This is a genomic window from Chryseomicrobium sp. FSL W7-1435 (assembly GCF_038595005.1).
GTDB lineage: Bacteria > Bacillota > Bacilli > Bacillales_A > Planococcaceae > Chryseomicrobium.
Genome location: NZ_CP151997.1, coordinates 572965 through 590159 on the forward strand (window position 1 = coordinate 572965; position 17195 = coordinate 590159).

A 17195-nucleotide genomic window follows, 5' to 3' on the forward strand; every position below is an offset into this window, starting at 1 on the left:
TCTTTTATTCATGCGTCAAATAATGATACAAATTAAACTCCACAGGCTGCTGTAATTTGAAGATCATAGTGACAACTGGCTTTAACTCCCCGTATTTATCAGGCATGATCTCTTGTTGTAATGAAGACAGGTCCACTGTGACTTCACCGATATAGTAAAGGTCTTTGCCTTCGATATTGTCCTTCTTAATAAATAAATGAGGTCGTAACCCGTCTTTAAAAGCTTGAAGAAATCTCTTGATTGATGGAGAGTCTAATCTAAAGTTTACTTTGGTGTACCATTTGAAATTTTGATCATCAATAAAAGAGTCACCATATTGAAGAGTTTCAATAGTATCGGTTTCTTTATGATAATTAACAAAAATAGGCATACTAGAATGCTTGAATTGATAGCCATACATTGTAGAATGATCGCCTTCATCCCAATTCAAAAGTTTGGCTACATCACGTCGAGAATACTTTTTATAAAGGGTAAATATATTCGCCGAATCAAATGTTTGAGATTTTAATATGGCAACGGCCAATATATCCTTTACACGATGAGCAAAGAGAGGGTTACTTGTTAAAGATTTCTTCCAAGTGAAACTTAAAGCGTACATTCCGTGTTGAAGTTCTATTGGTGGTAGGTTCATATACTTTCTCTTTGTCTCTGAAGTGAAAAATGAATAATCCAAAACTCGGAGTGCTGAGTTAATTGATCTTTCATTCGCATTCAAATTCGATTCAGAAATCAATTGAATGACGTCATTTTTTGAAAGCTGAGCGTCGGACATCAAATCTTTCAGAATAACAATTTCGTGTAGTCTTTTCCCAGCAAGTAATTCCTGTGAAAGAAAAGTCAGCATTCCAACTTCATAATTAGAGAAAGGTAACTTCTCCCGTTTAATTCTATTAACAAAAGCATCATAATGGGCGTTACTTTCCATGATAGTCACGGGATCAATTGAATGATTTTCAACAAAATCAAGTAGGTCAGGTTCTCTACCTAATCGATTGTAAAGAGCTAGAAATGTTTCTTTAAGATATTTAAAATTATCAATACGTGCCGTATTAATCGATCGATAAATTTGTTCTTTCGCAACCTGTTCAAAAATAACTGTTGATGCACCTTTAATATAGCTAGTATCGGCGACCGAGCGACGAATCGTATCTTTATTTAACGACGAGTCTTCGGACAAAGCCATAGGAATTAAATAGTTATTTTTGTAGTTACCAATGAAATCAATAATGGTCACGTAGTCTTTAGACGGATGTTTCCGTAATCCACGTCCCAATTGTTGAATAAAGATAATACTGGACTGCGTCTGACGAAGCATGACTACTTGATTGATACTTGGAATGTCGATTCCTTCATTGAAAATATCGACAGTAATAATATAGTCGAGATGACCATTCTCCAATTCATCAACTGTCTCTAAGCGTTGCTCCATAGAATCAGAGCCAGCTAATGCTTTTGTCCGGTAACCACGGAGATTTAATTGCTCAGAAATTTCTTTTGCTTCTTCAATACGACTACAGAACATAAGTCCTCGAACCGAATCTCCCGCATAACCATAGTAAGTGATCTTCTCCACAATATGATTAATGCGTAAATCAGACACTAAAGAACTGAACGAAACATTTTCATCGAGTAATAGTCCATCTAGTTCAATATCTGTTACACCGAAGTAATGGAAGGTACTCAGTAAATCTTCTTCAAGAGCTTCTTGAAGTCGAATTTCATAGGCTACGTTGTACTGAAATAGCTCGAAAATGTTCCAAGCATCTGTTCGCTCTGGAGTCGCTGTCATTCCAAGTAAAAAATCTGGCCTGAAATAGTCGATTACACGTTGATACGATTCGGCACCAGCTCGGTGAACTTCGTCGATAATTATGTAATCAAAGTGATCTTTAGCTATTTGACTGAAAACATTGGGTTTAGAGAGGGTTTGAACCGTTGCGAAAACGTACTTCGCATCCGTGTTTTTCTCTGAACCTGTTAAGAATCCAAACTGTTCATCGTGTGCACCGAGTACACGCATGAAATCTGCTTTTGCTTGTTTTAGGATTTGTTCTCTATGCACGATAAATAACATGCGTTTCGGAGCAGCAGCCCGCACGTCAAATGCAGAAAGATATGTCTTTCCTGTACCAGTTGCAGATACTACTAATGCACGATTTTCTTGTTGTCTCATACTAGCAAGGCTTTCAAGGGCACGAGTTTGCATTTTGTTTGGCTCGATTTGAACAGCTACTTCTAAAGGGTTGGTTCTATAGATCTTTTCATCAGGCTCAATAGCAGTCAGGAGCTTCTGGCGTTCTACAGTTTCTACATAACGTTCGGTGTATCTTTGAATCCATTCTGTTGAAAGTGGAGCTGCTGAATCCCATACGTCCTTAAATTGATGGACGAAATGACGAATTAAGTCTCCGTTTTCGTTAGAGGTTAACCGGACGTTCCACTCATAGTTTACTTTTAAAGCATTGGCAGTTAGATTTGAGCTACCTACAATCATCGAGTACGTATGAGCGTGTTCAAATATGTAACCTTTTGCATGAAAACCTTTGAGTGATGTTAAGCGTACTTCGACATTCGGAAGTTTCAGGAGCTCTTCGAAGACTTTAGGCTTATTAAATTCTAAGAAAGTAGAGGTGAGAATTTTCCCTGAGATTCCTTTTAAATGCAAATCATGAAGAGCGGCTTTTAATGTTGCGAGCCCGGACTCAGTAATGAATGCTACTGAGAAGAAGAATGACTTACAAATTTGCAGATCCTCTAACAGAGTTGTTAAAACAGCCTCGCCACCACTTGTTTGGTTTAAAAGTAATTGTGGTTTTAAAGTGTCATGGGCAGCGATTTGATGGTTAATAAATCCTTTTTCTAAGGACTGCTTAAGTTGCGCATCTGAATAACTCATACCTGAATACCTTTAGTATTAAACTGCTTTTGGATTTTATGAACGGCAGGAATATCTGCAGGTGCCCATTCTAAATTAAAAAGCTCTTCGGCAGATAACCATTTATAATCAGCATGTTCAGTTAAAATAGGTGTACCTGATTGGATCTTTGTATAGAAGGTAGTAAGTTGAATAGTAAACGAATCATATTCATAGTAAGTACTTTCAACTTCTTCTCCCACAGTTACTTCGATTTTTAGTTCTTCCATTAATTCACGCTTCAAGGTCTCTTCGGGAGATTCTCCAGGTTCAATCTTCCCACCTGGAAACTCCCATAAGTTTGGAAGGCTCATTTGAGGAGAACGAAGTGCACAGAAGATCTGCTTCGTTTCATTAACTAGTACAGCCCCAACAACATTCACATGTTTTTTCATGATTCCACCCCGTTAGCTACTTTTTCTTAAGTCTAGCAGCCAAATGAGGCAGGGGCCATAGTTTTTGTGAAATCGTGACAATTTCATTTTGTTGGAGGGTGATAATGCTGGACATAATTAATTCTACCAATTAGTTGATTTATATATTTTGTAGAGGAGATAGACCGCCGTGTGGCTCCTAAATGCCTCTCAACTCCATACTTTTCACAGTAATAGAGCTCTTGGCGAAGTTTTCTACGATAGTCTCTAGAAACACTCAATTTATCGTTCACAACTAATCCCGTGACCATCTGTGTCGAATATCTACGCATGAGACGCGTTTTCTTATTATTAATTCGAAGTCTTTGAGGAGCCAAAACACTATGCAATTTGGCTAGCAAACGTTTAATTGAAAAGTCACCAGAGAACACAAGATCATCTGCATAACGGGTATAGCGTATTTTATTCTCTGTACAATACTTGCCAACTTTTTCATCAACTTTTAGCATGAGTATATTAGACAAAGTTGGACTTGTTGGAGCACCTTGTGGAAGCCGGCCTTTGTAAGTTGTTAACTTCGTTAAGATGACTGTCACAGCTTCCGAATACCCTTGTTGGCAAAAGAAGCGGAATACAGAAACTTCTTTTAAACTTCCAAAAAAGTCTGTGAGATCTATACGAACCACCATATGTTGCCCTACATGAAAACGTGCCATTTCTTTTAAAGTTGAACCTTTTTTATAAGCTTTCGCAAAACGACTGACTGGATGTGGTTCTAAAAAGTTTTCTAAGATTTGCTGCTGAATTTTCTTCAGTAACGGAGTGGGCGCCTCAATTGTTCGGTAGCCCCCAGTACGTTTGGGAATCGAAAAGGTTCGGTAATAGTGTTTTGGACGATTGGTTAATTTATATAGATTTCTTTCTGAGAGTTGAAAAAGAGTAAGTAAATCCTGAACTGTTAAGGTTGTAGGATTATGATTTAATTTCATATTAGACCTCCTCGTATCCAACAGGTTCCCTTCCATCACTTAATTCGCGTAAGCTGATCGTTTATGATCGGCACGGACGAACGTAGCTTCGTCCCAGTCATGATCAAAGAAGTGCAAATTCCTATTTGTGCTTCGTGTGAATGACTGGTGAATACAATATTACTTACGGACCACGTGTACTGGCGACTCGCCATACATTTCTCATTTGCTAATCTGACGGAAGGGAAAAGATCCCAATTGGATAGTGATACTATAGCGATCAACTATACCGATCGACAAGCCTTTTTTGAAAAAAGGGATCATTTTCCTATAATTCCTTGCTAATCCGCCCAAACATTCATAAAATTAAGGAAACTGTAAGTATGGACGGAGAGAAACTATGAAATTAAATGTCGAACAACGGAGAATTGTCGAACTCGAGCCGACGGGACAAATGTTAGTCAAGGGCGTTGCAGGGTCTGGAAAGACGACAGTGGCTATTCGCCGTATTAACTTTCTAAAGACAAACTATTGTCATGAAGCGGATGATCAGATTTTGTTAGTGACCTATAACAAAACACTTCTAAACTACATCAAGTTCCAATATGAACGCTTAGCAGATGCAGAAGATGAGGACTTTCAACAGTTCTTTGCTTCAAATGCGAACGTGGAAATTTCAACGATTGATGCGCTCATGTTTAAAGCATTTGTAGATTACAATCGTCGAACCAGAAAGAGGTTAAATATTGCAGATAAGCAAATGGAGCGACAAATGCTGATTGATGCCATTCATGAAGTGAAAAAATCGTATCCAAATGTGAAAGTGCTGTCGCCAAAGAATAGCGCGTTTCTTCTAGATGAAGTGTTATGGATGGAGTCCTGTCTGATTGAAGACATCGAAGCCTATCAAAGTGTAGACAGAATCGGGCGTGCTTCCGGCGATAGTTCCACCCCTCAAAAGCTACTAAAAAACTCTGAGTTGCGGGAAGCTATTTTTGAACTTTGGCGCGTTTTCACGGACAAAATGGAGAAGCAGGGGTTCGTCACGTTTAAACGGATGAATGTACTAGCACTTCGCCAAGTCCATGAAGTGAAGTCAAAACGCTATACCCACGTCATTATTGACGAGAGCCAGGATCTGACGCGTGTACAACTGGAGTTTTTGAAGGCGCTTTATAAAGAAAAGCCTTATTCCTCGTTATTGTTTGTGGCAGATAACACACAAAGCATTTATGCGCATTCGTGGCTGGGAAAAGGTAGACCGTATACAACGATCGGCTACGACATGAGTGGGAAGGCACGTGCACTCAGCAAAAATTACCGGACGACGACAGAAATTTCAACGGCAGCATTTGATTTGATTGAAGCGGATGAGACGATTCGTTCGAATGTGGATTTTGTGAAGCCAGCGTTAATTGATCGTCATGGCCACCAGCCGATCTACCGATTCTTCACGACACCGCAGAAGCAACTAGCGTTTCTAGTGGAAGAGATTCGGATACTTCAAAACGATTATGACTTGCGCGAAATTTGTCTGGTTGCGCGGAGCAATCGCTTATTAGAGAGTCTAGCGACTGGACTAGAAGCATCCGGTATTCCGACAGAGGTGCTCCAAAGTAGTGAGCCGAACTTTGAGTCGGACAAGGTCAAGCTTGTGACTATGCATTCTATCAAGGGATTAGAGTTCAAAGTCATCTTCCTTGTCGATTTAAACCAAGGTGTTATTCCGAATGATCGTTATACAGATCTAGAGGATCAGAAGACTGTGGATTCAGATGAGCGGAAATTGTTGTATGTAGGTATGACGCGAGCGAATGAACTTCTGTATATGTCATCCGTAAAGAAGCCATCAAAATTTATTAAAGAGATAGAACGCAAACATCTGCGTATGAAGAAAGATTGCGCACTGCGACCATTTGAATCCATTAGCATGAGCCACTATCAGTTTACAGATCAACTGAGTGATCTCCATTCTAGGGAAGAGGTTGTGCGCCAGTGGATGCTGCGAGAACTTCATGAAACCTATGGATATCCGTATGAGCTATTGGAGCTTGAATATCCCGTACAGAAGTTTTCACAACGGGGCTATTGTGATATCGCGGTTACGATTTACTCCGGAGAAGAGGCAATGCCGCTGCTCTTTATCGAAGTGAAACAATTTGGGGCGGGTATTGAAGAGGGCCTTAAGCAATTGAAAAGTTATTTAGAAGCAAACAGTACCGTGCGCTACGGGCTTGTGACGGACGGATTAGAGATTAAAATCATTGATCGCAATGGGGAAGAAGTACAAGACATTCCAAAATGTCGTTCTCAGTTCTTACCAGAGACAAAGAATACAAAACGCTACTTGAACCTAAAGAACGGCCGGACGTATTCCTATGCGACAGCTCTTGATGATGAAGAGCAAATCGAGATCCGAGAAGAACATTCCGAAGTGTATTTGCAGGTGCATGAGAAGGCGACTGTTCCGATGATTGGAAATGTAGCAGCTGGCATCCCGACTCTTGCAATCGAGGAGTACGATGCACGAATTGTTGTGCCAACGGACTGGGTGTTTTCAGCGAAGGATTCGTTCGCTCTGACCGTAACAGGCGACAGCATGACAGGGGCAGGCATTGATAAAGGGGATACAGTCCTTGTCCATCAGCAGATGTCTGCCCAACCGAATGACATCATCATTGCAGTGATTGATGATGAGGCCACGATGAAAAAGTATATGCCAATGGGCAATGATGTTTTACTGATGGCTGAAAATCCAAATTATGAGCCAATCCTCATGCGCAGTGAGGATGTCCGGATTAATGGGAAAGTGATTGGTGTGTTGAAAAAATAGGAAACTTTTTAGAACCCAGCATCGTAGAATTACTTACAAAGGAGTGACGCACGATGAAACCAAAATTGTCCCATATCCTCGCACCCGGCATAGTAGCAATTGTGGTGTCGATTGCTCTCTATACTATAGGGAATGCATTTGAGATTTCTTGGCTGCGTTTTTACTACGAACAGACTGTTTCAACAGCAGGTGGCTTTGAACTAGAGACAGGTGGCTCGATGATTCCGCTTCTGATCGGAATCGCATCTGGTTTTGTAGTAGAGCGACTTCTTAAGAAACGAGCGATGAATTGATGGCTAGTTGTACGAATTGTGGACACAAGTGGTCGGCACGTGAAATTTGGAAACTTGGCTGGTCAAAAGAAGGCAGACTTTGCAGTAATTGCGGAGAGAAGCAGTATCTTTCTGAAGAAACACAGAAGCTACTGACACTGGGCTATATTAGTTTGGCATTTCTTATTATCATGCCGTTTAAAATTAAACTTAGTAAGAAGCCGTATGAGCAGCTCTAAAACGTAAAGTGACCATGGAATCCCATGGTCATTTTTTATAAACCGAACAAAGTAGATACGGTATCGGCGCTATCTGGTGTGAACATATAAAGGGAGATTCCGATTAAAATTGTACCGGCCATCAGGACAGAAATTTTGCGGAACGGTGTTTTTTTAGAAGATTGCATGATTCCGTATAGTAGTAAACCAATTCCGATGAGTAGGCCAAGCATGTACCAAAAGCCCATGGTCATCAACTCCTTCACTAGACAAAACGCTAGCTGTCACGAGAAGGTTGCATGATTAATCAAAAATCATGCGAACGAGCTGTGCGATTGCACGAGGAAGAGCAAGAACAATATCCACTAGGTTAACCCAGAGAGATTTTGACTCATCTTTACGCACTGTTGACTTTGTCATAACAACGCCTCCCATTTTCTTTCATTTTACCATATATTGTAGAAAAATATACTTGATTTGGAGCTGATGAAATGCCTGAATGTACATGGCCGGGAACAAATGAATTGATGCAAGACTATCATGATAACGAGTGGGGAAAATCGTCGAAAGGGGACGACCGCTACTTGTTTGAAATGCTTTCTTTAGAGGGGGCACAAGCGGGTCTTTCCTGGATCACAATTTTGAAAAAGCGTGAAGCGTATAAAGAAGCTTTTCATGATTTTGATATTGCAGCCTGCGCGGCTCTTACTGACGAAGATTTCGAGCGCATCCTTACGAATTATGAAATCGTGCGCAATAAGCTAAAAATCAAGTCAGTTCGCACTAACGCACAAGCTCTACAGCGTATCCAAGAAGAGTTTGGCTCATTCTCTGATTTTCTTTGGAGTTATGTGGACCACACGCCAATTGTTCATACACCAAAGGGAAATGCAGATGTCCTAACCGAAAACGAGCTTTCAAAGAAGCTCAGCAAAGACTTAAAGAAACGTGGCTTCACATTTGTGGGGCCAGTTATCATCTATACCTATATGCAGGCGGTCGGGATGATTGATGATCATTTGGTTGGGTGTCCGGCTAAGACTACGGAATAAGGAGGCTACAATGATTCAAATTGTAGTTTGGTTGATAGTAGCGGCAAGTCTATTATTTGGTTGGTACTACACGAAATAATTAGAGGTTTTTAAAGTAATAATATGAATAAGGAAAATTAGTAGTGAAGAAAGAAGGAGAATAATGAGTATAGACATAAACAATTTCTGTGAAAAATATAAGTTGTATCAAGAGGATGCTATTCAAAAGGTCCAATTGCAGCACCGCTTTCAATTAGCAAAAGCTTTCGAAATTAAAGAAGGTATGCGAGTTCTGGAAATCGGTTGTGGTCAAGGTGATATGACGGTTGTACTCGCTGATCAAGTAGGGGCAAGCGGACATGTGACAGCAATTGATGTGGCGAGCGGTGAATACGGTGCTCCACTGACGTTGAGTCAAGCACATGAAAAGATCAAAAATACGAAACTCGGGGAACGCATCAGTTTTCATCTCGAGACAGATTTTCTTACATTTCCAGTAGAAGAGCATTACGATTGCGTAGTATTTGCACATTCCAGTTGGTATTTTCATTCGCCCGAAATGCTGAGCAGCTACTTTGAAAAGGTTCGAATGATTAGTTCTAAACTTCTATTTGCAGAATGGGATGTTCACTATACAAAAATATCTCAACGTGGCCATTTCTGCGCAGTCACATTACTCGCTTTACATTCAGCACTTACAGAAAATGATGGAAACATCCAGCATGTCTTCAGTCGCCAAGAAATTATAAAGTTACTAGAAGTAGCAGGATTTACGATTCAAAAAGAAGATGTGGTTGCTTCTTCCTATCTACAAGATGGTCAATGGGAAATTGACTACGCGTCAGAAGTCTATCGGGAGTTCTCTACGGATTCGACCCAGTTCCACACGCTTGCAACATCGCTCTACCATATGATGAACGAGTCGGTAAAAGACTCCTTAGATACGTTTGTTGTTGTAGCGATGTAAACAAACCACTAGGAGGCGGAATTATGTCTAAAGGAGTACTACACCATATAGAGCTCTATGTATCTGACTTAGAGCAATCAACAGAGTTTTGGGGTTGGCTACTAGAAGAGCTAGGGTATGAACTGTTTCAGTCTTGGGAGAGTGGGCGGAGTTGGAAGCTAGGAGAGACCTATCTTGTTTTTGTGCAAACAGAAGAACGATTTTTAGACGTTCCTTACCATAGATGCCGAGTTGGCCTAAATCACTTAGCCTTCCACGGAACTTCTCGCCAGCATATCGATGAGATGACAGAAAAGCTGAAAGAAAGAGGGGTGTCCATTCTGTATACGGATAAACATCCTTATGCTGGAGGAGAAAACTATTACGCTGTCTTCTTTGAAGATCCTGACAGACTGAAAGTTGAACTTGTGGCACCTTGAAGAAGATCACTTTGATGGTACTCACCTAGAACACGGCGGTACATAGTTTATCCATATAAGAAATGAGGACTCTTATGACCATACTCGCTTTCTTCGTATGGCTTACTTTCTTCGCAACGACCGACTATCTTGTCGTGAAGAAGAATCTCCGAAGCACTGATATCCGCTATTTAGTGTTTTGTCTTACAGCTACATTAGCTATGTCGCTGTTTCAGTTCTACGTGCTCGAATTTTCATTAGAAGTAAGGGATGATCTGATTTCAATAAGTGCGATAGCTACTGCGCTGCTTGTATTCCTAATAGCCTATCCTAAAGTAAGAAATCTCTTGAAGAGTGAACAAGGTGTAATATGAGCCATTATGAAATGATGTATAGGAAGTATAAATATAAACAACAAGAGTTGATTTTTACTAAAGAACAATTGTAGACAGATTGATTTCAAAATATAGAGCGCAAGAATTTGAAAAGGAACTAGTCTTGGGTTTTTGGAGAGATTGAGTTGGTTGATATTCGCAACTATAAGATGATTGATATATTACCAGATGACATCTTGGCATACTACCAAGAGGAACACGAGAAAGGTAGAAGGTTCGGCATGTTTGCTTACATTCCTCATTTATTAAGTCTAGGAGAAGTTGATATTTCGCGGGCTGAAGTCATTAACTGGAGTGACTGTGCAGAAGTAAACGAATGACTTCAAGTGATTTTAGGAGGAGAATGAAATGATGGTATTTTCAATTATTGAAAAAGAGGGGGATCTCATCACAGCGTTCGAATCAAATTTTCATCTGACACGATTAGTTAAGACCACCAGTGCAACTCATATAAGCATGGTTTCTCTTGAACCAGGGACTAAAATTGGGTTTCATAAGGCGGTTGTCCCCCAGGTTCTTCTTGTGATTGATGGCGAAGGTTTCGTTAGAACTGATACACAAGACAATCAGCCAATTAAGAAGGGACAGGCTGTCAGCTGGGATAAAGATGAGGGCCATGAGACAATTACAGAAACAGGGTTAGCGGCGATAGTAATCGAAGCAGAGGAGTTAAATCTTCATTACTGAATAACTAATAAAATTTTAAAAGGACCTCCAAATGGAAGTCCTTTTTTGTGAATGAAGTGTATAGATGACAAAGCAACTTTTGGGATCTGTTTCCGTTTTAGCGTCTACTCAATGGTTTTAGATATATCATCTTTTAACCAGACCGTGAAGTCATGATAAACTGGCTCGGAGACAAAATGACCATCAGTATAGGAATGAAAGGACACGTCGGCTCCTTGATCAACCAAAAAATCACGCGCTTCTTCACCCCATTGGTAAGGCAAAACAGGATCTTGCTGACCATGAGAAATAAAATAACGTGGACCACTTGTCTTCAACCCAATTGAATTTTCTTGCATGAACGCTGGAATATAACCACTTAAAGCTATTACGCCGCGTATACGTTGTGGAATCCGTAAGCTGAGAGAAATAGAAGAGATGGCACCTTGACTGAACCCCATAAAATAAACGGATTTAGTATCGACCGGATAGGTAGTAGTAGCATAATCTAAAAAGCTCTCTAATCCTGTCATAGCTTGTTCGAATATAGGGCGATGTGGTTTTCCAAAACCTTCAATTGTAAAAAATGCAAAACCAGGTGGCTGAGCGATAGGGCCACGCAAACTAAAGATGAAAAATTGGTCGGCTAATTTTTCTACAAGTGGCAACAAGTCCTGTTCATTGCTTCCCATGCCGTGTAATACAAAAAGAGCTGGGTAACTCTTCTCGGGCTCAAGGTTTGAAGGTTTACGTAATTCATAATGAAGTGGAGCGTTCATTCAATCTTCCTCCTATTAGTTACATAATTATAGTAACTTACAATTAGTAATTAAAAGTATACGATTGATTTTGTTTGAATACAAGCTAAATAAATGGAAATGAAAAACGTAATTGTTTGGGTACCAGGTACCTTTTGGGGGTTGTTTCCATTTCATGTGTCTAGCAATTAGTTTGAGAATAAATAGCAGTATAGAGAACGAAAAAATCGCTTGGAGATGACTCAATGGATCAAAATCAAGGATATACTACTTTCAAACCTACTGGTATAAAAATTAAGTATACAAATGTTGATTTAGTTAAGAAGCAAGTTACAGCAATAATTTCATTAAATGGTGAAGTTCAAATGACAGTAGTGACAGATTTAGATGTACATCAGGTCAATAAAGAAGGGTCTCTTCGAAAGGTACTTGATGTATTACCCGATGTTGATGAAGAGTCCTATATTGAACAGATTGTTGCTTGGTCCAAAATCTTTATTGAGAAGAAAATCACAGATCCTGAGCAGTATTTTGAATAAAGCACTAAAAGACTTAGTGGACAGATAAAAAAGCGCCCAATCCATCAAACCGGATCTGGGTGCTTAGTAGTTCTATTTTATACGATTAAACTCTTCCTCAGTAACCTGCAACTGCTTCTTCAAAATCTCTTTCCAAAGATGGCCTTTTACTTCGCCTGTTCCTCGAGAAACTTTCGTTCGTTTTACTGTACCGTCTGGCATAACTTTGCGGAAATAGATGTGATGAGTAACCTTATATTCTTCCCATCCATCTTTTCTACAAAACCGTTCTATTTCACGCCAGCTTGGCACGTGATCAATTGACGCACATTCTCAGGATGATCTTGAGCCACTACGTTCAAAATATAAGGAAAGTGAGCTTTTCGATTCGGTGAATGAAAATAAAGCTTAAAGTTTTCCATGTATTCTTGAGAGTACTCGATTAATTCATATGTCAACGCCTCTAAAACTTCCTTCTCAGAAGAGCCATTCTCGACGAAATCAAATTGATCCAGTGTAGCTGTGATAGTGCCATCATCCTCTTGTACCAAATGCGCATGGAACGTAAAATTTGAAAAAGCTGCTTTCAATTGTTCTGTGCTCATAGCGACCCATTCATCACGATTGCGCTTCACAAACTGTGGCCCTTCCCGAACAATATCATCATTGAATTGACTCCAGTTTCTTCTCACATCTGTAGCACTTAAACCACTCATGATCATCCCTCCTTACCTCCTATTTTACCATTCTATGTACATAATGTACACTTTGTACGTTTCTTAAACATAAAAAAGCACCCAATCCAAACCGGATGTGGGTGCTTCCATGTATTATTCGAAAGCTGGAATAGCCGTCTCGTCATAGTTTTCTTCTAAGAATTCACGTACTGCATCGCTCGTCATGACTTCCGCAAGCTTTTGAATCGCTTCGTCGTCTTTGTTGTCTTCACGAGCAACTAGAGTAATAGCGAAATCATTTTCCGTACCTTCTGTCAGTAGAGCATCTGATTTAGGTGTTAAGCCTAGTGGTGATGCATAAGCTGGAGTCATGAGGACTGCATCTGCATCGTCATATGTGCGTGCTAACATCAAGAGATCCACTTCTTCGAACACTAAGTTTTTTGGGTTCTCTGTGATATCTGCTTGTGTGTAATAATTGTCTTGCTTCTCGCCGAGCGTGATTACGCCGTGCTGTGCAAGTAGTGACAATGAACGGTCGATATTTGAAATGTCATTGGCAATTGTTACTGTTGCACCATCTGGCAATTCATCGATAGAAGCGAACTCTTTTGAATAGACGCCATAGTTCGCGAAATAGATTGGTGTGATCGGGACAAGGTTGGCATCATTTGAACGGTTGAATTCTTCCATGTACGGCACGTGTTGGAAGAAGTTTGCGTCCACCTCTTCAGCTGCAAGTGCTGCATTTGGCTGCACATTGTCACCAAGGACAACCACTTCTAATTCAATGCCTTCTTCCGCAAGCGTTGGTTTCACAAGCTCAAGGATTTCTGTCATTGGTGGGATGAGTGAAGCCACTTTTAGAGTTGTTGTTTCAGTTGTTTCTTGTGTTTCTTCTGCTGGAGCTGCTTCGTCAGTGTTTCCACATGCTGCTAGAAACAGGACAAGGATGGCTACTAGAGCGAATAATTTCTTCATGGGTGTTCCTCCTAGGTGATTTAGCGTTTATCGAGCCATCTCGCAAGCGTCATGCCACTGAACTGGATGAGCTGCACGAGGATGACCATGATGATGATCATATACGTCATGAGGTCGGTCTTGAATTGCTGATAGCCATAACGAATCGCAAAGTCTCCGATACCGCCACCTCCGACGACGCCCATGATGGTCGAATACGAGATGAAACTGATGATGGATGTCGTGAGCCCCATCACAAGACTAGAGCGTGCTTCCACGTACAAGAACTTGGTGATGATTTCTCGCACCGAAGCGCCCATAGAAACCGCTGCTTCAAGTACGCCGCGTGGCACGTCGAGCAACGATTGTTCCACTAACCGTGAATAATGCGCAATCGCAATGATAGCAAGGGGCACTGTTGCAGCCGTAGTTCCGATAGCCGTCCCGATAATGAGTCTTGTGAACGGAATTAAAAAGACGACGAGCAACAGGAACGGGAAGGAGCGTGTGATGTTCACGAGCAAGTTCAGTGTCGAGAACACAGCTTGGTTCTCCAACAACTGGCCTTTCCGACATAAGAACAAGAACGTTCCAACCGGAAGTCCGATCAATACGGCGAACAGAATCGAGACACCGACCATATAAAACGTCTCGCCGATCGACTGAATGATTTCTCCTTGATACTGCACGAGAACGTCAGGCATCGCGTTTCGCTCCTTTCAACTGCTCCACAAAATACGCAGAAGAGCTGCCAGGTGCTTTGATACCATGTGGTTCATGTGTGAACGACTCATATATGTGCCCGTTCTCAAGGACGGTCACAGCTGTGCAGATACTTTTGATGACTTCCATCTCATGACTGACAATCACAATCGTGATCCCGAGCCGTTCGTTGATATCCTGTAAAACGGCAAGCACTTCTGAAGTCGTCTGAGGGTCGAGAGAGGAGGTCGGTTCGTCGCAAAGCAGCACAGACGGGCTCGTTGCAAGAGCTCGTGCAATCGCTACGCGTTGCTTCTGACCGCCACTCAGTTCCGCAGGATATTTGTCTGCCATCTCGTGAAGTCCTACAAACTGCAAGCATTCCTGAACACGCGCGAGTTGATCACGCTTTGGGTAACGAGCAAGCTCTAGTGCGACGCGCACATTGTCTCTTACTGTTTTGTTCGCCACAAGATGAAAATGCTGAAAAATCATCCCGATGGATTTCCGCGCTTCCCGAAGACCTTTGCCTGAGAGAGCAGTGAGGTCTTGACCACCCACTTGAACACGCCCCGTATCCGGCTTTTCCAATAGGTTCATCATGCGCAGCAGTGTCGACTTTCCGGCACCACTAGCTCCGATGATTCCGTAGATGGCACCTTTTGGAATCGTGAGGGTCACGTCATCTATCGCTATAAACGCGCCGTAGCGCTTTGTGATGTGCTGCACATCAATCATGCTTCATGCTCCTATCACGTGTATGTATACTTCTACACAACGCCTCTAATTATAGCCCACACCTTAATCCATGTAAAACAGTGGGCTTTGAAGCATTCGACAGGCTTATGACAGACACTTTCGGGTACACTAGAAATAGGAAGAGTTTCAGAAGGGAGCGGGGGTCATGAGTGAAGTCATCAAAACAGACGTACTGATTATCGGAGCAGGGCCAGCAGGGCTGATGGCAGCGAATGAGTTCCAAAAGAGAAACGTGAACTATATCTGCTTAGAAAAACGCTCCGGTCCAACCCAGTTATCTAAAGCACTCGGCATTCAAGCACGGTCTGTCGAGCTATTGGAGTTTTTAGGAATCCACGAACTATTTTTACGAAGAGGGTATCCGGGGCCAGGGATGAAGATGCATTTGGCAGGAAGAGAACCTTCATATGTCGAGTTAAATCATATCAAGAGTCGCTATCCATACCTCTTCATTTTGCCGCAAAATGAGATAGAAGAGTTGTTTATCGCAAACCTTGCTGCACAAGATGCAGAAGTCTATATGGAGCACGAAGTCATCGAGGTGAAGCAGAGTGAAGAAGGCGTCTTTGTGACGGCCTTGCATCATGGTGTTGAAAAACGCTATTTTGCCAAGTATGCACTCGCTTGTGACGGCGTCCGAAGCCAAGTACGTCACTACTTGGATGTTCCCTTTATTGGAGCGGATGAAGGATACACATTCTTCACTTCTGACGTCGAGATTCCAGGGCTGAATGAAATTTTCATCAATATGCATTTGAATGATCGAGGTGCTGTGGCCTTATTCCCATACAAAGACGGTACGTATCGCGTTGTAGGGATGGACCGGGCTCGCCAAGGAAAGAATGCGCCAAAAGAAATGCCACTCGAAGCCTTACAAGAGAGTCTCGATCGTATACTAGATGTTCCGTATCGTGTAGAAGTCCCGCAGTGGATTCGTACATTTGAAACTGCTCACCGCCAAGTGCCCGATTACCGTGTTGGCAACGTGTTTTTCCTAGGCGATGCTGCGCATGTCAACAATCCACTTGGTGGTCAAGGGATGAATCTAGGGCTTGAAGACGCTTCAAATATTTGTTGGAAGATGGATCTCGTGTTGAAGGGGTATGCAAAAGATTCCTTCTTAGCGAGTTACAATGAAGAACGTTATCCGATTGCAAAAGAAGTTATTCGGGATACAACACTTGAATTGAAAGCCATTGAACAGACTGGGGTCATCGGAAAGCTTCGGAACTGGGCAGGAAAAGCCGTACTCAGTCAAAATTGGGTACAGCCACTTGTGGCAAACTACTACTCGCATATTCATCATGAATACCATAAAGTGAAGCGTAACAAAGAGTTTAAAGATAAACGATTGTCACGCAAGGCCATACAAGCTGGACAGCGTGTGCCTGACCAAAAATTGTTCTTTGAAGGCAAATCAACGGCGCGATTGTATCCGTTCGTACAAAAACATGAATTTGTTTGCCTGATTTACATTGACTGCTATGAACGCGAGCTGATTGACTATGCGCAAACCTTCAAGAAACTGGTAGAGTCTGTGTATCCAGGAATGATGAAAGTGTTTGTCGTCGCGCGTGGCGGTACACTCCATTTAGAAGAAGAGGCTTTACCAATCATTTATGATGTCCACCGCCATCTGGATCTTGGTATTGGTATGGAAAAAGGAAGTACACTCATCTTACGCCCAGATGGACATGTCTTGTTCCATGACCTTTCAATGGATGCACAAGTGATGATTGATAAATTAGGTGCTTATTTTCAATAGTAAGACAACCCCAGGGGTTG

The 17195-nt window shown here is 41.6% G+C and carries 21 protein-coding genes; 11 read left to right on the plus strand and 10 right to left on the minus strand.

Annotated features, from left to right (window positions below; genetic code table 11):
• Positions 1–4 precede the first annotated feature (4 nt).
• The 3 genes from MKY84_RS03160 to MKY84_RS03170 all read right to left on the minus strand — a co-directional run bounded on the left by MKY84_RS03160 (position 5) and on the right by MKY84_RS03170 (position 4277).
• A complete protein-coding gene (locus MKY84_RS03160) occupies positions 5–2896 on the minus strand; it encodes a DEAD/DEAH box helicase (RefSeq protein ID WP_342527688.1) in 2892 nt (963 codons plus the stop codon).
• Complete coding sequence (locus MKY84_RS03165) at positions 2893–3309, minus strand: (deoxy)nucleoside triphosphate pyrophosphohydrolase (protein ID WP_342527689.1); 417 nt, start codon at positions 3307–3309, stop codon at positions 2893–2895. Before MKY84_RS03165 ends, MKY84_RS03160 begins: the two co-directional genes overlap by 4 nt.
• 83 nt (positions 3310–3392) lie before the next feature.
• Positions 3393–4277 carry a retron St85 family RNA-directed DNA polymerase gene (locus MKY84_RS03170; protein WP_342527690.1) on the minus strand — a complete coding sequence of 295 codons (885 nt, stop codon included), beginning with the start codon at positions 4275–4277 and terminating at the stop codon, positions 3393–3395.
• A gap of 379 nt (positions 4278–4656) precedes the next feature.
• Between MKY84_RS03170 and lexA the strand changes: the two genes are divergently transcribed.
• The 3 genes from lexA to MKY84_RS03185 are packed head-to-tail and all read left to right on the plus strand — an operon-like array spanning position 4657 to position 7600.
• The gene (gene lexA / locus MKY84_RS03175) at positions 4657–7089 is read left to right on the plus strand and encodes a transcriptional repressor LexA (protein ID WP_342527691.1); all 2433 of its coding nucleotides are present in this window, start codon (positions 4657–4659) and stop codon (positions 7087–7089) included.
• Positions 7090–7142: 53 nt separating this feature from the next.
• Positions 7143–7382: a hypothetical protein gene (locus MKY84_RS03180; protein ID WP_342527693.1), complete on the plus strand. Its 240-nt coding sequence runs from the start codon at positions 7143–7145 to the stop codon at positions 7380–7382.
• Positions 7382–7600, plus strand: coding sequence for a TIGR04104 family putative zinc finger protein (locus MKY84_RS03185; RefSeq protein ID WP_342527695.1), 219 nt, complete (start codon positions 7382–7384; stop codon positions 7598–7600). Before MKY84_RS03180 ends, MKY84_RS03185 begins: the two co-directional genes overlap by 1 nt.
• A 35-nt stretch (positions 7601–7635) precedes the next feature.
• Here MKY84_RS03185 and MKY84_RS03190 read toward each other — a convergent pair whose 3' ends face one another.
• Positions 7636–7827 carry a hypothetical protein gene (locus MKY84_RS03190; RefSeq protein WP_204589405.1) on the minus strand — a complete coding sequence of 64 codons (192 nt, stop codon included), beginning with the start codon at positions 7825–7827 and terminating at the stop codon, positions 7636–7638.
• A 243-nt stretch (positions 7828–8070) separates the two neighbouring features.
• Here MKY84_RS03190 and MKY84_RS03195 point away from each other — a divergent pair, with 243 nt between their 5' ends.
• The 6 genes from MKY84_RS03195 to MKY84_RS03220 all read left to right on the plus strand — a co-directional run bounded on the left by MKY84_RS03195 (position 8071) and on the right by MKY84_RS03220 (position 11057).
• Entirely contained in the window at positions 8071–8631 is a 561-nt protein-coding gene (locus MKY84_RS03195; protein ID WP_342527698.1) for a DNA-3-methyladenine glycosylase I, read from the plus strand.
• Positions 8632–8773: 142 nt separating this feature from the next.
• Positions 8774–9577, plus strand: coding sequence for a methyltransferase domain-containing protein (locus MKY84_RS03200; RefSeq protein WP_342527699.1), 804 nt, complete (start codon positions 8774–8776; stop codon positions 9575–9577).
• 23 nt (positions 9578–9600) lie between these two features.
• Entirely contained in the window at positions 9601–9996 is a 396-nt protein-coding gene (locus tag MKY84_RS03205) for a VOC family protein (protein ID WP_342527701.1), read from the plus strand.
• Between the two features lie 74 nt (positions 9997–10070).
• Positions 10071–10349: a hypothetical protein gene (locus MKY84_RS03210; protein WP_342527703.1), complete on the plus strand. Its 279-nt coding sequence runs from the start codon at positions 10071–10073 to the stop codon at positions 10347–10349.
• A 170-nt stretch (positions 10350–10519) separates the two neighbouring features.
• A complete protein-coding gene (locus MKY84_RS03215; protein ID WP_342527705.1) occupies positions 10520–10690 on the plus strand; it encodes a hypothetical protein in 171 nt (56 codons plus the stop codon).
• 28 nt (positions 10691–10718) lie between these two features.
• Positions 10719–11057 (plus strand): cupin, encoded by a 339-nt coding sequence (locus tag MKY84_RS03220; RefSeq protein WP_342527706.1) that lies wholly within the window; start codon positions 10719–10721, stop codon positions 11055–11057.
• 104 nt (positions 11058–11161) lie between these two features.
• On the opposite strand, the gene MKY84_RS03225 is transcribed toward MKY84_RS03220, so the two are convergent.
• A complete protein-coding gene (locus tag MKY84_RS03225; RefSeq protein ID WP_342527707.1) occupies positions 11162–11815 on the minus strand; it encodes an esterase in 654 nt (217 codons plus the stop codon).
• Positions 11816–12039: 224 nt separating this feature from the next.
• Here MKY84_RS03225 and MKY84_RS03230 point away from each other — a divergent pair, with 224 nt between their 5' ends.
• Positions 12040–12333: a hypothetical protein gene (locus MKY84_RS03230; RefSeq protein WP_342527708.1), complete on the plus strand. Its 294-nt coding sequence runs from the start codon at positions 12040–12042 to the stop codon at positions 12331–12333.
• 72 nt (positions 12334–12405) lie between these two features.
• Here MKY84_RS03230 and MKY84_RS03235 read toward each other — a convergent pair whose 3' ends face one another.
• The 5 genes from MKY84_RS03235 to MKY84_RS03255 all read right to left on the minus strand — a co-directional run bounded on the left by MKY84_RS03235 (position 12406) and on the right by MKY84_RS03255 (position 15389).
• Complete coding sequence (locus tag MKY84_RS03235) at positions 12406–12534, minus strand: hypothetical protein (protein ID WP_342527709.1); 129 nt, start codon at positions 12532–12534, stop codon at positions 12406–12408.
• A gap of 68 nt (positions 12535–12602) precedes the next feature.
• Complete coding sequence (locus MKY84_RS03240; protein ID WP_342527711.1) at positions 12603–13028, minus strand: hypothetical protein; 426 nt, start codon at positions 13026–13028, stop codon at positions 12603–12605.
• Between the two features lie 114 nt (positions 13029–13142).
• A complete protein-coding gene (locus tag MKY84_RS03245; RefSeq protein ID WP_342527714.1) occupies positions 13143–13970 on the minus strand; it encodes a MetQ/NlpA family ABC transporter substrate-binding protein in 828 nt (275 codons plus the stop codon).
• A gap of 20 nt (positions 13971–13990) precedes the next feature.
• On the minus strand, positions 13991–14653 hold the full coding sequence (locus tag MKY84_RS03250) for a methionine ABC transporter permease (RefSeq protein WP_342527715.1): 663 nt from the start codon (positions 14651–14653) through the stop codon (positions 13991–13993).
• Positions 14646–15389 (minus strand): ATP-binding cassette domain-containing protein, encoded by a 744-nt coding sequence (locus MKY84_RS03255; RefSeq protein WP_342527717.1) that lies wholly within the window; start codon positions 15387–15389, stop codon positions 14646–14648. The genes MKY84_RS03250 and MKY84_RS03255 overlap by 8 nt, the downstream gene beginning before the upstream one ends.
• 166 nt (positions 15390–15555) lie before the next feature.
• Between MKY84_RS03255 and MKY84_RS03260 the strand changes: the two genes are divergently transcribed.
• Entirely contained in the window at positions 15556–17175 is a 1620-nt protein-coding gene (locus tag MKY84_RS03260) for an FAD-dependent monooxygenase (protein ID WP_342527718.1), read from the plus strand.
• The last annotated feature ends 20 nt before the right edge of the window (positions 17176–17195 follow it).